Below are 17,480 nucleotides of genomic sequence, written 5' to 3'. Positions count from 1 at the left end.
TTACATTTTACTCACTTTAAACTTGAAGTTTTAATTTAATTTTCCGACGGGTACGTAAGTCAGCATTGCGCCAGGTCGGACTGTGGTGACAGTAGCACCACTTATATCTGCTTGTATAGCAACCTTGATAATTTTTTGTAAAGTTGCAGTGAATGTATTGATCGCTAAATGATTACTGATAAATATTATTATCTAAATATCAAGAATTTTCGATAGTCAATTTTTCTTTTCTTATAATCTGGCAAATAAACATTTGCTCTTGGGCGGGCTAACAATCGCTACTTTTTTAGAGATAAATAAAAAAGGTAGGAAATCCTACCTTTTACCCAAAAAAAGCATTTTGTAACCAAATACCAATTTAAATATCACACACGCTTTTGACGTATCTATTGCAAATCTATGACGAGTGTATGACGTTTAATTTGTAATTGACTTCGCTATTCCTCCCAGTTGCAACCCAGGCGGATAGCTGCCTTCTTCTTTGATTCGCTTAATTTCAGCATCCGTCATTCGCAAATTTAACTTTTGTGCCAACGATCGCACAATATCTCCCCGATCAATTACACCAGCTACAGCGCCAGCGGGAGAAAGCACCGTAATTCGAGGTAACTGCTCATTTTCCAGCTTATTAATTACTTCAGCTATCGATGTTGATTCCGCAACGGTGGGTATTTCTGTCAGGGGATGCACAATGCTGTGTAAAGTTTGGCTTTCCCATTGACTTCTTTGGGTTAAACGGAAATCGTCAATGGAAACTAGACCGCGATAACGTCCATCAGAAGCCGCAAAATAAACCTGTGAGGGAGTGGTTTCCAAGAGGTATAAATCGGCAAAAGAGCGTAATGTCTGATCGGCATCAATTACGCGAAAGTCACGGGTCATCGCATCGGCCGCCATCACCTTGAGTAGGCTTTCTTGCAATGTAGTCATATTGTCATAGGTGTTAGCGTTACGGACAGCAAACCAACCTAACAGTGCAATCCACAAACCAACTACTAACTCCCTGGTCACGAAATCTACAACAAATCCGAAAGCGATCGCAGCATAACCCAATATTTGTCCCGCCTTTGCAGCCAAGTGTACAGCTTGAAAACGATTACCTGTGATTTGCCATAGTGCTGCTTTTAACACTTGCCCTCCATCTAGAGGTAAGCCGGGAATCAGGTTAAATAAAGCCACCACTAAGTTAATTCTCGCCAGATCTCCGACCATGACACTGAGGGGATTAGTATCAGGTATCGCAAAAGCTGCCAGACGAAGCAGGAAAAATAGGATGATACTCACCAAAGGGCCAGCGATTGCTACTTGAAAGGCTTTGAAAGGAGTTTTAGATTCTTCTTCAATGGCAGCAATCCCGCCAAACATAAATAAGGTGATCGAATTAACTCTAATGCCTTGCGATCGGGCTACCAAGCTGTGACCCAACTCATGCAATAGCACCGAAGCAAAAAGCAGCAGTGCCATAACTATTCCAGCACTCCAAGCGATAACATTCCCCCATTCCTGATAAGCTACGCCAAAATTCAGGGTTGCTAACCCTAAAATCACAAACCATAACGGGTCTAAAAACAGGGGAATTCCAAATAATGACCCAATTCTCCAATTTGTTTGCATTATATTGCCCTAAAACTAGATATCGTCGATATTTTTTATACCTAAATACTACGCACATTCGTATACACATTTATATTGAGCATCAATTCGGTAGTAACAAGTGACGAAATGCTCTTATTTCTAGAATAGACAATTAATGCCTCTTGGGCATTGGGCATTGGGCATGGGGCATAAGTTATTTCTTCCCTACTCCCCCTGCCCAAAATCATTTTTAGGAGTTTTGCATTGATAGCGGGGTTACAAGTAACACCTCTGTCATTACCAAACTACAGACGACCGATGTAAGTCAGTCCTAGAACGATGCCAACGCCAATAATATGACCAAAAGCCATCGCAGCAACGAATGTGGGAATACTAATCGGTAGGACAGGGAACTTGGGGCCAACTAGGGGTTTTTCAATCCTAGTACTTAGTAAAACTACTACTAAGCTACTGGTACTGATGATGATTCCTACTGTGGGATTCCACGCAGGTGTTGCGGGAACAGATGCAGCAGCGGCTGCTAGCAAAATAGAGGAAGTCAAGCTTTTGTCTCCTGAATGGAAAAGTTAATGTAGACCTACAAGATTATAAAATTACAAGGCCCAAAAGTTTTTTAGATAGTTTAGACTTTTCTGATGATTAGTTTAAATTTGTTAAATATTCATGCGCGTTAAGATTTGCGGCATCACCCAACCACAGCAGTCTATAGCGATCGCCTCTCTAGGCGCAACGGCATTAGGATTTATTTGTGTGCCAAACTCACCTCGTTACGTGACTATATCCCAAATTCGGGCAGCAGTGGCAGAACTCCCGGCAAATATTGACAAAATTGGCGTTTTTGCCAACGCTAGTATCCCTGAAATCAGTCAGATAGTTGCTGATTCAGGGTTGACTGGTGTGCAGTTACACAAAGATGAATCACCAAATTTTTGCTACCAATTACGTCAAGCTTTACCCAATGTTGAAATCATTAAAGCACTGAGAATTCGTAGTCTTGAGCATCTTGACACAGTAGTTGATTACACCAAATTTGTAGATACTTTGCTACTTGACGCTTATCATCCGCAACAACTGGGTGGTACAGGCAAAACTTTAGATTGGACGATGCTAAAACAATTTAGCCCTAGTTGTCCTTGGTTTTTAGCAGGAGGATTGACAGCCGATAATATTGTGGAAGCTCTAAATCAGATTAATCCTAGCGGCATTGATTTATCTAGTGGTGTGGAACGGACACCAAGAGATAAGGATTTAGATAAAGTAGCCAACTTGTTTAAGAAATTGGGGAGTAGGGAGTGGGGGATGAGGGAGCAGGGGAAAAAGAATAACTAATGCCCAATGCCCCATTCCCCATTCCCCATGCCCATTCCTTAAAAGAACGCCCCTTGGTGGCGAATCAAGTTAAAAAATTCTTCGCGGGTTTTGTGTTCCTCTTGAAACACACCAATCATTGCGCTAGTGACAGTCCAAGAACCTGGTTTTTGAACGCCACGCATCACCATACACATGTGACTAGCTTCCATCACTACGGCAACGCCTTGAGGTTCGAGAACAGTCTGGATTGCTTCGGCAATTTGGCGGGTTAGTCTCTCTTGTACTTGTAAGCGACGGGAATACATTTCAACAATCCGAGCCAGCTTACTCAGTCCGACAACTTTTTGGTTGGGGATATAAGCAACGTGTGCTCTACCCATAAATGGCAGCATGTGGTGTTCGCACAAACTAAAGAAATTAATATCTCTAACAAGTACCATCTCGCTATGCCCTTCATCAAAGATGGCATCGTTAACGAGTTCTTCAAGAGATTGGTTGTAGCCACTGGTAAGAAACCGCATTGCTTCGGCTACTCGTTTGGGTGTTTTCAAAAGTCCTTCGCGTTCGGGGTCTTCGCCAACTCCCAGTATTAGTGTCCGCACGGCGTCTTTCATTTCGTCCAGCTGTTCCTCTGTTGGCTGGAACACATCCGCTTGTCGCCCGTTATTAGTATTGCGATCGGGTCTTGGAGTTATGGCTTCTGCCAAGTCGGGAATCAGAGGCGATTGAGAGCAATTGGAACCGTTGGAACTAGCAATAGTCATGATTCAGTCTTGGTTATGGTTTAGTCATTAGTCATTAGTCATTGGTGAGCCAGTGCAGTCTTGGGGTTTCCTCCATGAGCAACTGGCGTTAGCGCAGCGCTAGCGAGGCATGAGCGTCACCCAAAGGGTCATTGGTCATTTGCAAAAGACAAAGCAATTGGACTTTGGACAAGACAAAGGACGAAGGACTAATTAGAGTGCGCCAGCGCTGGGCATGAGGATCAATTCATCAATTACTGCCTGTTGTGGTAACAGAACTGTGTACAGAATTGACTGAGCCACAATTTCTGGGGTTAACATTTTGGAACGGTCTAAATTGACATGGACTGTTTCTGTATCCCAAAGTTCGGTATTGACTGCACCAGGACAGATAGCTGTGACACGAATGCCGTGAGTGCGTTCTTCTTGTGCCAGGGTTTGAGAGAGGGCTATCAAACCAGCTTTGCTGACGCTATATGCTCCCCAACCAGGAAAGGGTTGCTTGGCGGAAATTGAGGCGATGTTGATAATTGTGCCTGTGCCCCGATCCCGCATTGAAGGTAAAATCGCCACAATGCACTGAAATACGCTGGTGAGATTCAAGTCAATTACCTGCTGCCAGTCCTCTAGGGAAATTTCGCTCAAAGTGCCTGTATAGGCGATGCCAGCATTGTTTACCAGAATGTTTATATCACCAAAGTCAAGGGCGATCGCTTGGATCTTTTCTTTGACTTCCAAGATCCTCGCTAAATCTACAGCGTAAGCTTTCGCTTCCACCCCAGTATGCTCTACGGCTTGTCTTACTGCCTCTAACTTATCCAAAGAACGGCTGACTAAGGCGACGTCTATTCCCGCTTTTGCAAAGGCTAAAGCCGTTGCTTTCCCAATTCCACTACTTGCCCCAGTAATTAGGGCGCGTCGTTTTTGCTCAACACTCATGGTGTCTCCCAATTTTTTGGCAGTTCCCAAATCCTATTACTACCTCATTATTTACACTTATCGGTTTGAATAGATTAAAGGAATCTAAAAATTTGATGATTTTCATTAGGCAGATGCTAAAATCTGAGCACAATAGTTACCAATGTTGATGGTTTTAGCAATGTGTTGCCTACAAAACCACGCGGTACATCGTACATTCAAATTAGATTATTTACATAATACAAAACCCACTCAATCAAATTGAGTAGACTTGCCAAACATGCAAATGCCTATGGCTAGATTGTTAAAAATCTTTAAGCACATAGGCAATTATAGCATTGCTGCTTTTCTAATCAATCATTATGCAGTGTTGTTAATGGGCAACTTCTGTAAAAACACCAATTTTGCGGAATTTTTCATAGCGCATTTGGCGGCGTTCTGGAGCGGTTAAACGATTGAGTTCGTCTAAGTTTTCCATCAGCACTTGCTTGAGAGTAGTAGCAGCTTTTAAGGGGTCGGAATGAGCGCCACCAGTGGGTTCAGGCAGTATTTGGTCGATAATTCCCAACTTTTTCAGGTCATGGGAAATAATTTTTAGCGCCACAGCGGCTTGGGGAGCCTTAGCGGCATCTTTCCACAAAATTGCAGCGCAAGCTTCGGGAGTGGCGACGGTATAAACGGAGTGTTCAAACATGAGTAGGCGATCGCCTACACCAATACCAAGTGCGCCACCAGAACCACCTTCACCAATTACTGTGCAGATAATTGGCACGTCTAAGCAAAACATTTCCCGCAAGTTGTAAGCGATCGCTTCTCCTTGACCTTGGTGTTCTGCTTCTACCCCAGACCAAGCTCCTGGCGTGTCGATAAAGGTTAGTATCGGCATACTAAACTTGTTGGCATGTTCCATTAACCGCATGGCTTTGCGATAGCCGCCAGGATAAGGCATTCCAAAATTACGGGCAATATTGTCTTTAGTATCGCGGCCCTTTTGATGACCCAACATCACCACAGGCTGACCACTCAGACGACCAACACCACCAACTAAAGCCGGATCGTCACCACCACAGCGATCGCCATGCAATTCCATCCATTCATCACTAATTGCCTGAATGTAATCGAGAGTACTGGGGCGACGCGGATGACGAGCGACTTGCAATCGCTGGGACGGGGATAGACTAGTGAAAATTTCCTCACGTAGTTGCATGGCGCGTGCTTCTAGTTGACGAATTTGACCAGAAACATCGACGCCATTTTCTTCTGCAAGTTGCCGAATTTGATCGATTCGGGTTGCAAGTTCTGCTAGGGGCTTTTCAAAATCTAACAGTAGCGGTTTACGCTCGGTAGTTGCCATCGTAGGGGTTATAAGTACGAGTTATAAGTTATCTATCCTTTGTCTTTTGTCTTTTGTCAGTTGTCCTTTGTCCTTTGCAAATAACAAATGACTAATGACCAATGACTAAACCAGCAGCGGTCTAAATCCATGCTTCACAGATACTTTACCAATCTGCTCCATTTTGTCTACGGTAATCTGATTCCGTCCCCACGAAAAGTTCGTGTATAACTTCTCAAATTCCAGCAGCATTGATTCGGCAAAGCAAGCAAACAACTGGCGGGCTGGTACGTCCATATTGACGATTTTCATAATTTTCCAGTCAATATCCAGGGAATGCTCTACAATCCCACCATTTAACACATATACATCAGGATGCTGAATTTTAGTCGCTAAGTTTTTAGGATAGCCACCATCAATCAATAAACAGGGTTGTTTCAAAGTGGTCGGGTCGATTTCCACGCCTTTGGGCATACTGGCAACCCAAACTACAATGTCAGCTTGGGGCAGTGCTTCTGTCAAACCCATGATTTTTCCTCGCCCCAGTTCGCCTTGCAGTTCTTTGAGGCGTTCTTGATCACGAGCGATCAACAAAAGTTCTTTGACATCTGTTTTTGCATCTAGCCAGCGAGTAACTGCACTACCAATATCCCCTGTTGCCCCACATATAGCAACAGTCGCTTTTGATAGATCGATTCCCAATTGTTTTGAGGCTTCTTCCACCTGCTTACAAATAATGTAAGCAGTATGTGTGTTTCCTGTAGTGAACCGTTCAAACTCTAGTTTAATATTGCGGACTTGGCTAAACTGGTCTAACTTAAAGTTTTCAAAAATAATTGAGGAAAATCCGCCTAAAGCTGTAATGTTAATGCCATGCTTTTGTGCATGGGCCATAGCGTTAAGGATTTTGCGGGTTGCGGCTTTGATTCGACGGCTAGCCAGCATCTCCGGCAAAAAGCAAGATTCTACATACCGTCCTTCAATTTTTTGCCCAGTTACACTGGTGACAATAATCGTATCGACAATTTGCGGTGGGGCGCTGCACCAAAAGTCTAGCCCTTGGTCGGCATATTCTGGGTATCCCAATTCTTGAGCTACCGCTTGAGCGTGTTCTAAACTAGTCAGATGTCCAATTAGACCAAACATGTAGTGATTATTAGGCTTATGCTGTCTTGAGGCGTGGAATAAATAAGCGGTTTAGCAGTCCTGAGTTCTGAAGTTCTGATAAATTTGAACTACTCAGCACTCTATGTACAGACGCGATTAATCGCGTCTCTACTCAGCACTTTTTAAGCGGCGATGAGTCCGTAGGCTGACAAGCGCATAATATCGCGAGTCGTGAAACCTATGTTACTTAATGCTTCACCGTATTGAATCATAAAGTCTTCTACCAAAGCATCTTTTTCCATTGCCATTGTGTGGGCATCACCCTCTACTTGGTTAAGCATTTTCCAGACAATGGGTAGGTTATGGCGATTTGCTTGTTCTAGTTCAGCTTTGGATTCTGTGAAGTGTTCTTTCAACCAAACTTCTCCAAAGTTGAGGTGGCTGTATTCATCTTTTACAACTCCCTCCGTAATTTTGCGTGCGAAAGCGTCAGCAACAGGGATGTAAATGTTATATGCTGCGATCGCAAAACATTCGATAATCAAAGATTGAATCAAAAGACAAGTGACAACTTTCCCGGACGCTGCTGCTATTTGGAAATTCTGGTGTAGTCCAGAGAAAAATTCTTTAGCAAATTGCAAATCTGGGGTAACAGCCAAATTTCGTCCACAAGCTTCAAATCCTTTCTTGTGTCGGCTTTCCATCTTCGAGAGACGAATCAATTCATCATGAGATTCTGGCAGTAGTTCGGCTAATTTGATGTAATTTTCATGGGCTTCTTGTTCCCCTTCAATTACGATCGCATTAATCCGGCTATAAGCATCTTTGTATGTTTCGCTCTTGAAATCTAATTCTTTAAATTGGTCTGCAAGCTGCTGCATGGTTATCTTTACTCCTGTAAACCTGAATTATTTGACACCAAGATTGATTTTCCCTATGAACTAAGAGTAACAATCACTGTGGTTTAATTTAACTTAACAAGTAGACTATGTTTATAGATTAATTGTTGCTGGGGGCAATGTTCTAGTACTAGCGAAATAAATGCTTTGCAGTTTAAGTTTATGTTCAAATCAAACCCGAATCTGAAATCTGGCGATTTTTTGAGCCTAGTAATCTTACTGCTAGGGGCATTTATCGTTTTACTACCGCTGTTTGTAGTCTTTATCACCTCCTTTGCACCGACGACCGCCAGTCTGGAAAATTTGGACAAAAAGAACTGGTCTTTAGCAAATTACCGCATTGCGTGGCAACAAGGAAAATTTTTGCTCGCGTTTGCTAATTCTACCTTGGTAGCGATCGCTGTGACGGCGTTTCAGATTGTCACTTCTGCTTTGGCTGGTTACGCCCTAGCACGGTTGAAGTTTCGGGGACGCCAAGCACTGCTATTAGTCGTTTTAGCAACTTTAGTGATTCCCTTTCAGTTATTAGTAATTCCCATTTTTTTGGTGTTGAAGTGGGGACACCTGATAAATACATACTGGGCGCTCATTTTACCCACTGCGGTTAGCGGATATGGGATTTTCTTATTACGTCAGTATTTCCAGACAATTCCCGTGGAGTTAGAGGAAGCTGCAGCGATAGATGGGGCGAACCGACTGCAAATTTTGTGGCGGGTGATGTTACCTTTAGCTCGTCCGGCCTTGTTAACGCTGTTTTTGTTCACCTTCATTGGTGAGTGGAATGATTTGTTTAAGCCTCTAGTATTTACGACAAGACCAGAATTAAGGACAGTACAACTAGCGTTGGCTGAGTTTCAGGAGCAATTTACGAATAATTGGCCTTTGATGATGGCAGCAGTGACAATAGCGACAGTACCAGTGATGGTATTATTTATTATTGGTCAGCGTCAATTTCTTCAGGGTATCGCTGCGTCAGGGATTAAGAATTAGTGGGGAAACAGGCGGGAAATGGAAGCCTGATTTTAGTTATTAGACGAGATGCCCACTCTAGAATAAATAATTTGAATTAGTATTATCTCAAAATAAGCTGCAAAGGAAATCCCGCAGGGAAACATGAACTTTTATGACACCGAGCGTAATCATTGCTAACTAAACTGAAGCAATAATTATACACATTTCGTCAGGAACGAAAATACTCATGAGTTCTCAACAAGTTATAGACCCTGAAATATTACAGCAGTTACAAGAAGAGATTCAGCAGAAAATGAATGAAAGCCTAGAAAACGCTGACTTACATTCAGTGCTTGAAAAGTACGGCTTATTAGAATATAGAGTATTGAGAATTCATTGGCAGTGTAATCTCGACCCCAATCAACTCAAATCTGATGATGCAGTAGATGAAAAGCAACCCAATGCATTATTGGCAGAAACTTCAACAGCTTTAATACCAGAAATTGTGTTAGTCAAAAAAGCATTGTGTATTCCTTGCCCATCAACTGGCAACCCAAAGGGCTGTTACTGCTAAATAATTTTATCTTCGGACTGCAAAAAGTTTATTCTAGTGAATGTAAAAATACTAAACTTTGCTTTTATGTAGTAATTAGGTTACAAAGATTACATCAGCGTACTAACATCACTAATTAGCAAAAAGCAGTATTTTAATAAACTCTGATTTTTTGAGCGCCAGTTTTTCATGTCTCAAAATCGAAGCAGTTGCCACTGGAAGTTAGGAATGGTGAGTACTTTAGTAATTGCTGGAGTACTCACTTTTGCTGAGAGTTTTGCCTTAGCTCAAATTAAAACAGATACCACGCTCGGATCTGAAAGCTCAATAATTACACCAAAGCTAATCGATGGTCAGCCTACAGACCAGATTGATGGTGGAGCAGTTCGTGGTCCAAACTTGTTCCACAGCTTTGAACAGTTTTCTGTCTCTGCGGGAAGGACAGCCTATTTTAACAATGCAATCGATATTCAGAACATTATCAGTCGGGTGACAGGCAATTCTGTTTCTAATATAGATGGCATTCTCAAAGCTAACTCCACAGCCAATATATTTCTGATTAATCCTAACGGCATTGTTTTTGGGCCCAATGCTTCTTTAAATATCGGCGGTTCGTTTGTGGCTAGCACGGCAAGTAGTTTGAACTTTGCTGATGGTACAAAATTTAGTGCTACATCTGGTCAAACTGCACCTCTACTCAAAGAAAGTGTTCCTATTGGCTTACAATTCGGAACAACTGCTCGACCTATTCGCAATCAATCCCAAGCAAGTCCAAATAATGCAATTAATACCTTCGGACAAGATGTTGGTCTACAAGTGCAGCAAGGCAAAACCTTAGCACTTATAGGCGGTAATATAACGCTAGAGGGCGGAAATTTAACAGCAAGTGAAGGAAGAATTGAGTTAGGAAGTGTTGCTGGCAATAGTTTGGTTGGTCTAAGTTCGACGAATCAAGGTTGGGCATTCGGATATGAAGGTGTTCAAAATTTTCAGAACATCGAACTAACCCAGCAAAGTGAGATTCTATCTAATGTAGATACCAGTGGCAAAGGTGGTGGTAATATCCACCTGCAAGGACAGCGTGTACTGGTAACTGACGGTTCACAAATTTCGGCTGATACTCTGGGAGCGCAACCAGGAGGAAATTTGACAGTGAACGCTTCCGAGTCTGTAGAACTTGGACTAAATGCGTTCTTGTCTACTGGAACTTTCGACACTGGAAACTCTGGAGATATAAATATCACTACCAGAAAGTTGATTGTCAAAGATGGAGCGCAAGTCTTAATATTCAATGTTGGTTCGGGATTGCCGGGGCAATTGACTATCAACGCCTCAGATTCTGTAGAACTAATTGCAGGTATCCCCATTTCTCCTTTGCCAGATGGTACTGATTTAATATCCAGTGGATTATTTAGTGCAACTTATCGCGCTCAAAATGCTGGCAGCATAATAATTAATACTGGAAAGTTACGTATCGAGGGAGGGGCAGCAGTATCAACAAGTTCTGAGGGTATACTTAGGCTTTCATCTAACCAATTTATACCAGCTACAGGAAATGGAGGAGATTTGACAGTGAACGCCTCTGAGTTCGTAGAATTAATCGGAACCTCAGCAAATGGTTCTAGGCTCAGTAGCTTGTTTGCTGGCACTCAAGGGCCTGGAAATGGTGGCAACTTGACCCTAACTACAGGGCGATTAATTATCAAAGATGGGGCGGCAATAAATGTGAGCAGTGAAGCTCGAAAAAATGTTAACTATCAAGGGGGTATACCTAATTTAGGTCTAGCAGGCGAACTCAATGTCAGCGCTCGTTCTATCCTGCTGGATAAAGGAAAACTCACATCTGATAGTGAGTCAGGTAGGGGCGGTGACATTGTGGTACAGGTGCGGGACTTATTACTGATGCGTCGCAACAGTCAAATCTCTACTAATGCCGGAGGAGATAAAACTGGCGGTAATATCACCATCAATGCACCTAATGGTTTTCTTGTTGCTACTCCTTTTGAAAATAGCGATATTACCGCCAATGCCAACTTTGGTTCTGGTGGTAAAATCGCAATCACCGCAAAGAATACCTTTGGGTTTGTGTCACGCACTCGTGCAGAGGTGGAGAGGCTCGATCCAAAAGATATAAACCCGAATAACATACCAACAAGTGACATCACTGCATTTTCTCAGCAAAACCCTTCATTAAGTGGCACTGTACAAATCAACTCACCAGATGCTGACCCCAGTAAAGGATTAGTGGAACTACCCGTAAATCTGGTTGATGCTTCGCAGCAAGTTACTGCTAGTTGTAGTTCTGGTGGAAAAATAGGAAGAAGTTCATTTGTTACTACTGGGCGTGGAGGAATACAAGCCGATCCCACAGAGCCATTGATAGCTGATGATGCGGTGCTAGCAGATTGGATCTCGCTCCCGCCAGAGAGTCAGAATCGTGTTGAGGGTATTGAGAAAAGAGTAGTTATTCAAGCGCAGGGATACACAGAAGAAAAATCACAGAAGGTTAATTCTGTCAATGAACCTACTCAAATTGTAGAAGCCCAAGGGTGGATTCTAGATGCCAATGGGAACGTGGTTCTGGTTGCTCAAGTACCCACTGCATCGCCTCATAACTCCTCGCTCGTCGTTACATCTTGTGCTGCTAATTAAAATTTGATCGATTCTCGTAACTTTTGTTGGTGCATTAGCGTAGACCGTCGTAGACATCGCTTTTTTGCAATGAACTTTATACAAGTGATCGCTCCTTTTACTCAAATCAGGTGTAGTGCTTTGGCGTAGCTCACCATAGATATCGCTGCTTTGCAATGAACTTTATCTAAATAACGTGAGTTCGGGATAAGAAAAGGGGCAAAACAGGTAGGCTGAAAGTGCTAAATTCTCATCCATCTGCTTGCCCTATGTTCACTCTAGAAGAACTATTCTGTTCTGTCGATGACTTCTGCCAAACCTTTGAACCAAAGTGGGAGCGGCAACTGTTGGGTAATGGGCTGCAAAAAAGAAAGCGCGTAGTTTACCGCTGTAGGCATCGCAGTCTGTGTTTGAGCGAGATCATGACAATTCTGATCGGCTTTCATCAGTCTTGTTACCGGAATTTCAAAGCCTAAGCTGTTCCACTTCTAATGTGCATAAAATAGTAATGAGATAAAACCGTGGATTTTCGACTATGCCAGCGAAAGGTTATTTAAGGCGATCGCCTGTTGCTTAGGAAACGCTCGATCATTGAGACCATCATTGACCAGTTCAAGAATATCTCCCCGCCAATCGCATTCTCGCCACCGATCGCCTGTCAACTGCTTAATCAATATCGTCTGCGGTTTGATCGCCTACTGCCACCAACCTAAGAAGCCTGCGATCGCCATCGATCACAATTTGCTTTCTGCCGCCTAATCTTAACCCGAACTCACGTTAAATAACCAATAGTTATACCAATTTGAAAAAAGAATGCGACAGATACATACTCCCAAACCTATGTTATATCTGACTTTCTTAATTTTGAATTTTGAATTTTGAATTGATATTATTTTTCCCCTAGCTAGTACAGGCATACAAAAATTCTGTAGTGAGACTCAGGGGCACTACAAGAGAAATCAAAATAATCAAATAATTAGAAAATTAGAAAAAAGTTGTCAGATTTCCAAATTGGTTATTTGTTTATGTAATATTCTTTACAAGCCGATCACGAATTGTTTGGAGTTGGTCTTGAGTTTTAATTGGCTCTCGTGGTGCTGGCAATTCAGTATTCGGCCAGTTAGGTAAATCATTGCAGGGACATAACAACGCCGGCATGCCAACATTTCGCACTGCTATTGGCATACTGCATCGGCTGCAAGGGAGCATATTCCATGCTGGTGTTAACAATTCAGAAATGGTTTCGTATGTACCCTCAAGGTAACAATCAGCCGATTCTGGTGAAATAATTTTTTGCCAGCACTCTTCAAATTCTTCACTATAGCGATCGCCATTTAGCACCGATTGGGGCAAAAAGCTTGCCTCACCGTTGCCCGTAATCACTCTCTTACCCAACTGAAACCAGTAGGCAAGGTATCCTTTAACTTCTTGTTTGGTTGCCATATTACAATTCTAGATTTGAGATTTTAGATTTGGGATTAATTTGAATTAATAGTTAAGAATCTTGACTCCTGTATGTTCCAGCATCACCTCTATTTGGCAATGGCGAACCAAGGATACTGAGATTGAGAACATAGCCGCCAGTCACTAAATAAACAGTTTCGCTAAGTGTTGCTAGCTGGCGTACTAAAGAACCAAGGCGATCGCGGAACATCCTTCCCAGGGGATAAGCTGGTATCACACCCCAACCGACCTCTTCTGCTACAAACAGCATATCAGCAGCAACCAGTTCCACCGTCTCTAATAACTCTGCAAGGGTATTTTCCCAGCTAAATTCATCCTGTTCTAGGAGATTAGCAACCCAAGTCCCTAAAGAATCAACTAAGAAGCAAGTATAGGGTTTGGCATCAGCAAGGGTAGCAGAAAGTTCCACGGGTACAGATAGAGTTACCCAGTCTTGGGGACGACGTTCTTGGTGTTCTAAAATGCGTTGATGCCACTCTTGATCGTCTAGGTTATCGGTAGCTGTTGCTACATAGACAACTGCTTTTCCTGACTGCATAGCTAAAGTTTCTGCCCATTCACTTTTACCAGATCGTGCTGGCCCTGTTACTAAGATGATTTTACCCAAAGTTTTTTACTGAGTATTTTAACAAAAGAGACAGGAAGCAGAAGAAATATTGCCGTTGTCTCTTGCGGTTATTATTGCAAGTGAGCCTGTGGTTTAAATCCTCCAGTAAAATCTACGATTTCGTGGCTTGGAATTAGATGGGGTTGAGAGCAACAGATAAATTCTAACCTCCTGCCTCCTCCACATACCCACGGTTACAATTTATCACCACAATTTTTTACTTCATCGGTGAGATTTTTGGTTTCAAATAACTTTTAAGGGATAAAATTAGCACCAGCATCATTGATGCTACAACTGGCAAAAGCCAAAAATCCCAACAACCCCATTCTCAATTATTCAATACCACTGGGGAAAGCAAACTTTAGGATATCTTTATGAACCCAGGCTTAAAACGCATTGAAGCAACTCTACACGATTTAGGGAATCGCGGCACTGCCTCTACTGCCGAAACAGGTGATTCGACGACAAAACGGCCTTTCTCTTTTAGAATCAGCGTCGGAGCCAACGAACCCACAGAAAGTACACAAATTCCATCCTCTCAAGATGAGAAACTCGTTGAATTGGGCAAAGAGACTGAGAGTGATTATTCTTGTGAACAAAATTTCTTTCCTCACCATGACTCTGTGCAGACCTTTCAAGCAGAAGAGAATGGTAGTAAAACACCCAGCCTACCCAAGTTGAAAACTCCGAGTTTTAGTAGCCATCGCAACGGAGCAAATCCAGCATTGGCGATGAATCTATTGCAAGAAATTCAGGAAACTGTCGCCGATTGGCAAACAGAATTGCAAAATATTTTGAAGCAAATTCAGGATATTTACTTAGAAGGGCCAATTGTCAATGGCTGGTTAGAATCCAATCCTACTGAATCAGAATCGGGAGGAACCGCGACACTACGCCATGCAGAAGTTGACCGCTTAATGAACTACGTAGAAGAAATTTGCGCTACTGGTGGAAAAGTATCTTATCAATCATCTATTACTGGCTATCGCCTCTGTGGTGTAGACGATACTGGTAAAGTTTGGTCGCGCCCATGTCCACCGGATCAGGTTCCCAATGTTAGTATGGCGATCGCTCGCTACCAAAAGTTACGTCAACTTTTAGGGCGCAAGCAATCTTTAGAAACCCGCCTTAGTCAACTGGCCCAAACTCTTATAGTTTTACACAGTCATATTCAACAAACGTAAAGTTTTAAAGATTATTTCCGAAGAAACTCGGTTGGTAGGTCGGTAACTTTTGGTTTAGATTAACTCTCAGCAGTTATGCGTTGGATTTAGATTTTAATCTAAAATCGTTCGACTGAGCGTAGCCGTACCCCTTTCCAACGGAACGCTCCGCGAACGGGGAAGCAAGCTAAGTGTAGCGTTCCGTTGGCGCAGCCTCTCGTTCGCGTTAGCGTCTCCCAAAGAGAAGAGAAGGAAAGTCCCAAATCTCAAATCCAAAATTCAATCTATGCCAGACATCCAAATCTCTGCCATCATCTGTACTCACAATCGAGAGACCTATTTAGGGGCTGCAATTGATAGTCTTTTAGCACAGGATTTTGCTGCTGACTTTGAAATTGTGATAGTTGATAATGGCTCTAGCGATCGCACTCGTGAGGTTGTAGAACAGAGAACCCACAATCCGCGCCTCAAGTATGTTTTTGAACCCACCATTGGTTTATCTGTCGCCCGTAACACGGGTGCAAAGGTAGCCAGTGGTGATATTCTTGCTTATCTAGATGATGATGCCGTTGCCAGTAAGGGCTGGCTACAAGTTTTATATTTTGCCTATTACAATGATTCTAAGCTAGCGATCGCAGGTGGCAAAGTCACTCTTTTGTGGCCTCCAGGAATTCAACAACCACGGTGGCTATCTCCGGGGCTAGCTGCAAATCTGGGTGCATACGACTTAGGTGACAGTAACATTTACATTGAGCAACCTGGCTTAACACCCAGAGGCTTAAATTACTCCATCCGCCGCAGTTTCCTAGAAGAAATTGGCGGTTTCGATCCTCATCTTGGTCGAGTGGGGAAAAATTTATTATCTAATGAAGAACTGCAAATGACTGAATTTGCTCTACAGCGTGGTTGGCAAGTCGCTTATCTTCCCGAAGCACTCGCCGCTCACAATGTACCCCCAGAACGCCTCCAACGCTCTTGGTTTTTAAACCGGGGCTGGTGGCAGGGTATCAGTGAATGCTATCGAGAACAACTTGCTGGTAAAGCTGGGATCGATCAATTGCAGCGAGGTAGCGAACGGTTTGTGCGAGGCTTGTATAAAGCATTACAATATTTCTCCGATCCAGCAGAACGGTTTGACAAACTGGTGTATGCTTACGGTCAGATTGGTTACTTAAATGCTGCTATTCAGGGTCTTTTATTTACATCAAATAAGAAATAATTAGTAACATAATTTCTACTTAATATGTCATCTAAAATACCAGTTTCAGTACTAATTCCGGCAAAAAACGAACAAGCCAACTTGCCTGCTTGCCTTACTAGCCTCAGCAGAGCAGATGAAATATTTGTAGTAGATTCTCAAAGTACCGACAACAGCATTGAGATTGCTAAAAGTTACGGTGTAAATGTTGTACAATTCAACTTCAATGGACGCTGGCCCAAAAAGAAAAATTGGTCTTTAGATAATTTACCTTTTCGTAATGAATGGGTGCTAATTGTAGATTGTGATGAGCGCATCACCCCCAAACTTTGGGAAGAAATTGACCAAGTAATTCAAAATCCTGAATATACAGGTTATTATCTCAATCGCCGCGTATTTTTCTTAGGAAAATGGATTCGTTATGGCGGTAAATATCCTGATTGGAATCTACGTTTATTTCAACATAAAAAAGGTCGCTACGAAAATTTAAATACAGAAGATATTCCTAATACTGGTGATAACGAAGTTCACGAACACGTGATTTTGCAAGGGAAAGTTGGGTATCTCAAAAATGATATGCTCCACGAAGACTTCCGCGACCTTTACCACTGGTTAGAACGGCACAACCGCTATTCTAACTGGGAAGCCAGGGTTTATTTTAATATTCTTACAGGTAAAGATGATAGCGGTACTATCGGCGCTAATCTATTTGGTGATGCCGTACAACGCAAACGATTTTTGAAAAAAGTGTGGGTACGTCTACCATTTAAACCCATTCTGCGATTTGTTTTGTTTTATATAATTCAACGTGGTTTTTTAGATGGCAAAGCCGGATATATCTATGCACGTTTGCTGAGTCAATATGAATATCAAATTGGCGTTAAACTTTACGAATTACGCAGCTGTGGTGGTCATTTAAATACTGCAACTACGGCGAAGGAGGGAGCAGAGGAGCAGGGGAACAGAGAAGCAGAGGGAAAGCTATTGACTATTGATTCCTGATAAT

Annotated in this window: 17 protein-coding genes and 1 pseudogene; 8 read left to right on the top strand and 10 right to left on the bottom strand. The window is 42.5% G+C overall.

The window, feature by feature from the left end:
- Window positions 1–417 precede the first annotated feature (417 nt).
- Both V7K56_RS17490 and psaK read right to left on the bottom strand, forming a co-directional pair.
- Complete coding sequence (locus V7K56_RS17490) at window positions 418–1,614, bottom strand: site-2 protease family protein (RefSeq protein ID WP_334912128.1); 1,197 nt, start codon at window positions 1,612–1,614, stop codon at window positions 418–420.
- Between the two features lie 266 nt (window positions 1,615–1,880).
- The gene (gene psaK / locus V7K56_RS17485) at window positions 1,881–2,138 is read right to left on the bottom strand and encodes a photosystem I reaction center subunit PsaK (RefSeq protein ID WP_334912127.1); all 258 of its coding nucleotides are present in this window, start codon (window positions 2,136–2,138) and stop codon (window positions 1,881–1,883) included.
- A gap of 121 nt (window positions 2,139–2,259) precedes the next feature.
- Here psaK and V7K56_RS17480 point away from each other — a divergent pair, with 121 nt between their 5' ends.
- On the top strand, window positions 2,260–2,925 hold the full coding sequence (locus V7K56_RS17480) for a phosphoribosylanthranilate isomerase (protein WP_334912126.1): 666 nt from the start codon (window positions 2,260–2,262) through the stop codon (window positions 2,923–2,925).
- A 38-nt stretch (window positions 2,926–2,963) separates the two neighbouring features.
- Here V7K56_RS17480 and folE read toward each other — a convergent pair whose 3' ends face one another.
- The 5 genes from folE to V7K56_RS17455 all read right to left on the bottom strand — a co-directional run bounded on the left by folE (window position 2,964) and on the right by V7K56_RS17455 (window position 7,889).
- Window positions 2,964–3,671 (bottom strand): GTP cyclohydrolase I FolE, encoded by a 708-nt coding sequence (gene folE / locus V7K56_RS17475; RefSeq protein ID WP_334912125.1) that lies wholly within the window; start codon window positions 3,669–3,671, stop codon window positions 2,964–2,966.
- 192 nt (window positions 3,672–3,863) lie between these two features.
- Window positions 3,864–4,589 carry an SDR family oxidoreductase gene (locus tag V7K56_RS17470; protein ID WP_334912124.1) on the bottom strand — a complete coding sequence of 242 codons (726 nt, stop codon included), beginning with the start codon at window positions 4,587–4,589 and terminating at the stop codon, window positions 3,864–3,866.
- Between the two features lie 352 nt (window positions 4,590–4,941).
- Window positions 4,942–5,922: an acetyl-CoA carboxylase carboxyltransferase subunit alpha gene (locus tag V7K56_RS17465; protein ID WP_322693758.1), complete on the bottom strand. Its 981-nt coding sequence runs from the start codon at window positions 5,920–5,922 to the stop codon at window positions 4,942–4,944.
- A 105-nt stretch (window positions 5,923–6,027) separates the two neighbouring features.
- Window positions 6,028–7,047 carry a long-chain acyl-[acyl-carrier-protein] reductase gene (locus V7K56_RS17460; protein WP_334912123.1) on the bottom strand — a complete coding sequence of 340 codons (1,020 nt, stop codon included), beginning with the start codon at window positions 7,045–7,047 and terminating at the stop codon, window positions 6,028–6,030.
- A 143-nt stretch (window positions 7,048–7,190) separates the two neighbouring features.
- The gene (locus V7K56_RS17455) at window positions 7,191–7,889 is read right to left on the bottom strand and encodes an aldehyde oxygenase (deformylating) (RefSeq protein ID WP_334912122.1); all 699 of its coding nucleotides are present in this window, start codon (window positions 7,887–7,889) and stop codon (window positions 7,191–7,193) included.
- Between the two features lie 180 nt (window positions 7,890–8,069).
- Here V7K56_RS17455 and V7K56_RS17450 point away from each other — a divergent pair, with 180 nt between their 5' ends.
- From V7K56_RS17450 to V7K56_RS17440, 3 genes are all read left to right on the top strand, one after another.
- On the top strand, window positions 8,070–8,897 hold the full coding sequence (locus V7K56_RS17450; RefSeq protein ID WP_334912121.1) for a carbohydrate ABC transporter permease: 828 nt from the start codon (window positions 8,070–8,072) through the stop codon (window positions 8,895–8,897).
- 208 nt (window positions 8,898–9,105) lie between these two features.
- Entirely contained in the window at window positions 9,106–9,432 is a 327-nt protein-coding gene (locus V7K56_RS17445) for a hypothetical protein (protein WP_334912120.1), read from the top strand.
- A 168-nt stretch (window positions 9,433–9,600) separates the two neighbouring features.
- A complete protein-coding gene (locus tag V7K56_RS17440; RefSeq protein ID WP_334912119.1) occupies window positions 9,601–12,063 on the top strand; it encodes a two-partner secretion domain-containing protein in 2,463 nt (820 codons plus the stop codon).
- Window positions 12,064–12,329: 266 nt separating this feature from the next.
- Here the strand turns inward: V7K56_RS17440 and V7K56_RS37120 are convergent, their stop codons facing one another.
- Window positions 12,330–12,488 (bottom strand): hypothetical protein, encoded by a 159-nt coding sequence (locus V7K56_RS37120; protein ID WP_442940082.1) that lies wholly within the window; start codon window positions 12,486–12,488, stop codon window positions 12,330–12,332.
- A 114-nt stretch (window positions 12,489–12,602) separates the two neighbouring features.
- On the opposite strand from V7K56_RS37120, the pseudogene V7K56_RS37115 reads away from it, so the two are divergent.
- A pseudogene (locus V7K56_RS37115) lies at window positions 12,603–12,801 on the top strand (transposase); the annotation flags it as partial.
- A 264-nt stretch (window positions 12,802–13,065) separates the two neighbouring features.
- Here V7K56_RS37115 and V7K56_RS17430 read toward each other — a convergent pair.
- The gene (locus V7K56_RS17430) at window positions 13,066–13,485 is read right to left on the bottom strand and encodes a hypothetical protein (protein WP_334912118.1); all 420 of its coding nucleotides are present in this window, start codon (window positions 13,483–13,485) and stop codon (window positions 13,066–13,068) included.
- A gap of 52 nt (window positions 13,486–13,537) precedes the next feature.
- The gene (gene cobU / locus V7K56_RS17425) at window positions 13,538–14,113 is read right to left on the bottom strand and encodes a bifunctional adenosylcobinamide kinase/adenosylcobinamide-phosphate guanylyltransferase (RefSeq protein ID WP_334912117.1); all 576 of its coding nucleotides are present in this window, start codon (window positions 14,111–14,113) and stop codon (window positions 13,538–13,540) included.
- A gap of 374 nt (window positions 14,114–14,487) precedes the next feature.
- Between cobU and V7K56_RS17420 the strand changes: the two genes are divergently transcribed.
- The 3 genes from V7K56_RS17420 (at window position 14,488) to V7K56_RS17410 (ending at window position 17,476) form a co-directional block, all read left to right on the top strand.
- Window positions 14,488–15,297, top strand: a complete 810-nt coding sequence (locus tag V7K56_RS17420; RefSeq protein ID WP_334912116.1) for a hypothetical protein — start codon at window positions 14,488–14,490, stop codon at window positions 15,295–15,297.
- A 265-nt stretch (window positions 15,298–15,562) separates the two neighbouring features.
- The gene (locus V7K56_RS17415; protein ID WP_334912115.1) at window positions 15,563–16,495 is read left to right on the top strand and encodes a glycosyltransferase; all 933 of its coding nucleotides are present in this window, start codon (window positions 15,563–15,565) and stop codon (window positions 16,493–16,495) included.
- A gap of 24 nt (window positions 16,496–16,519) precedes the next feature.
- A complete protein-coding gene (locus tag V7K56_RS17410) occupies window positions 16,520–17,476 on the top strand; it encodes a glycosyltransferase family 2 protein (protein WP_334912114.1) in 957 nt (318 codons plus the stop codon).
- Window positions 17,477–17,480 lie beyond the last annotated feature (4 nt).

The organism is Nostoc sp., from assembly GCF_036917535.1.
Lineage (GTDB): Bacteria > Cyanobacteriota > Cyanobacteriia > Cyanobacteriales > Nostocaceae > Nostoc.
The sequence above is the reverse complement of the archived record's forward strand: the minus strand, read 5'-3'. Positions and strand labels throughout refer to the sequence as shown.

What these genes read in the sequence shown, in the direction of transcription:
- V7K56_RS17470 (WP_334912124.1), bottom strand. Translation starts at nt 4,589, where the DNA reads ATGAGTGTTGAGCAAAAACGACGCGCCCTAATTACTGGGGCAAGTAGT.
- V7K56_RS37120 (WP_442940082.1), bottom strand. Translation starts at nt 12,488, where the DNA reads ATGAAAGCCGATCAGAATTGTCATGATCTCGCTCAAACACAGACTGCG.
- folE (WP_334912125.1), bottom strand. Translation starts at nt 3,671, where the DNA reads ATGACTATTGCTAGTTCCAACGGTTCCAATTGCTCTCAATCGCCTCTG.
- V7K56_RS17460 (WP_334912123.1), bottom strand. Translation starts at nt 7,047, where the DNA reads ATGTTTGGTCTAATTGGACATCTGACTAGTTTAGAACACGCTCAAGCG.
- V7K56_RS17440 (WP_334912119.1), top strand. Translation starts at nt 9,601, where the DNA reads ATGTCTCAAAATCGAAGCAGTTGCCACTGGAAGTTAGGAATGGTGAGT.
- V7K56_RS17420 (WP_334912116.1), top strand. Translation starts at nt 14,488, where the DNA reads ATGAACCCAGGCTTAAAACGCATTGAAGCAACTCTACACGATTTAGGG.
- V7K56_RS17415 (WP_334912115.1), top strand. Translation starts at nt 15,563, where the DNA reads ATGCCAGACATCCAAATCTCTGCCATCATCTGTACTCACAATCGAGAG.
- V7K56_RS17445 (WP_334912120.1), top strand. Translation starts at nt 9,106, where the DNA reads ATGAGTTCTCAACAAGTTATAGACCCTGAAATATTACAGCAGTTACAA.
- V7K56_RS17455 (WP_334912122.1), bottom strand. Translation starts at nt 7,889, where the DNA reads ATGCAGCAGCTTGCAGACCAATTTAAAGAATTAGATTTCAAGAGCGAA.
- V7K56_RS17480 (WP_334912126.1), top strand. Translation starts at nt 2,260, where the DNA reads ATGCGCGTTAAGATTTGCGGCATCACCCAACCACAGCAGTCTATAGCG.
- V7K56_RS17410 (WP_334912114.1), top strand. Translation starts at nt 16,520, where the DNA reads ATGTCATCTAAAATACCAGTTTCAGTACTAATTCCGGCAAAAAACGAA.
- V7K56_RS17450 (WP_334912121.1), top strand. Translation starts at nt 8,070, where the DNA reads ATGTTCAAATCAAACCCGAATCTGAAATCTGGCGATTTTTTGAGCCTA.
- V7K56_RS17490 (WP_334912128.1), bottom strand. Translation starts at nt 1,614, where the DNA reads ATGCAAACAAATTGGAGAATTGGGTCATTATTTGGAATTCCCCTGTTT.
- V7K56_RS17430 (WP_334912118.1), bottom strand. Translation starts at nt 13,485, where the DNA reads ATGGCAACCAAACAAGAAGTTAAAGGATACCTTGCCTACTGGTTTCAG.
- V7K56_RS17465 (WP_322693758.1), bottom strand. Translation starts at nt 5,922, where the DNA reads ATGGCAACTACCGAGCGTAAACCGCTACTGTTAGATTTTGAAAAGCCC.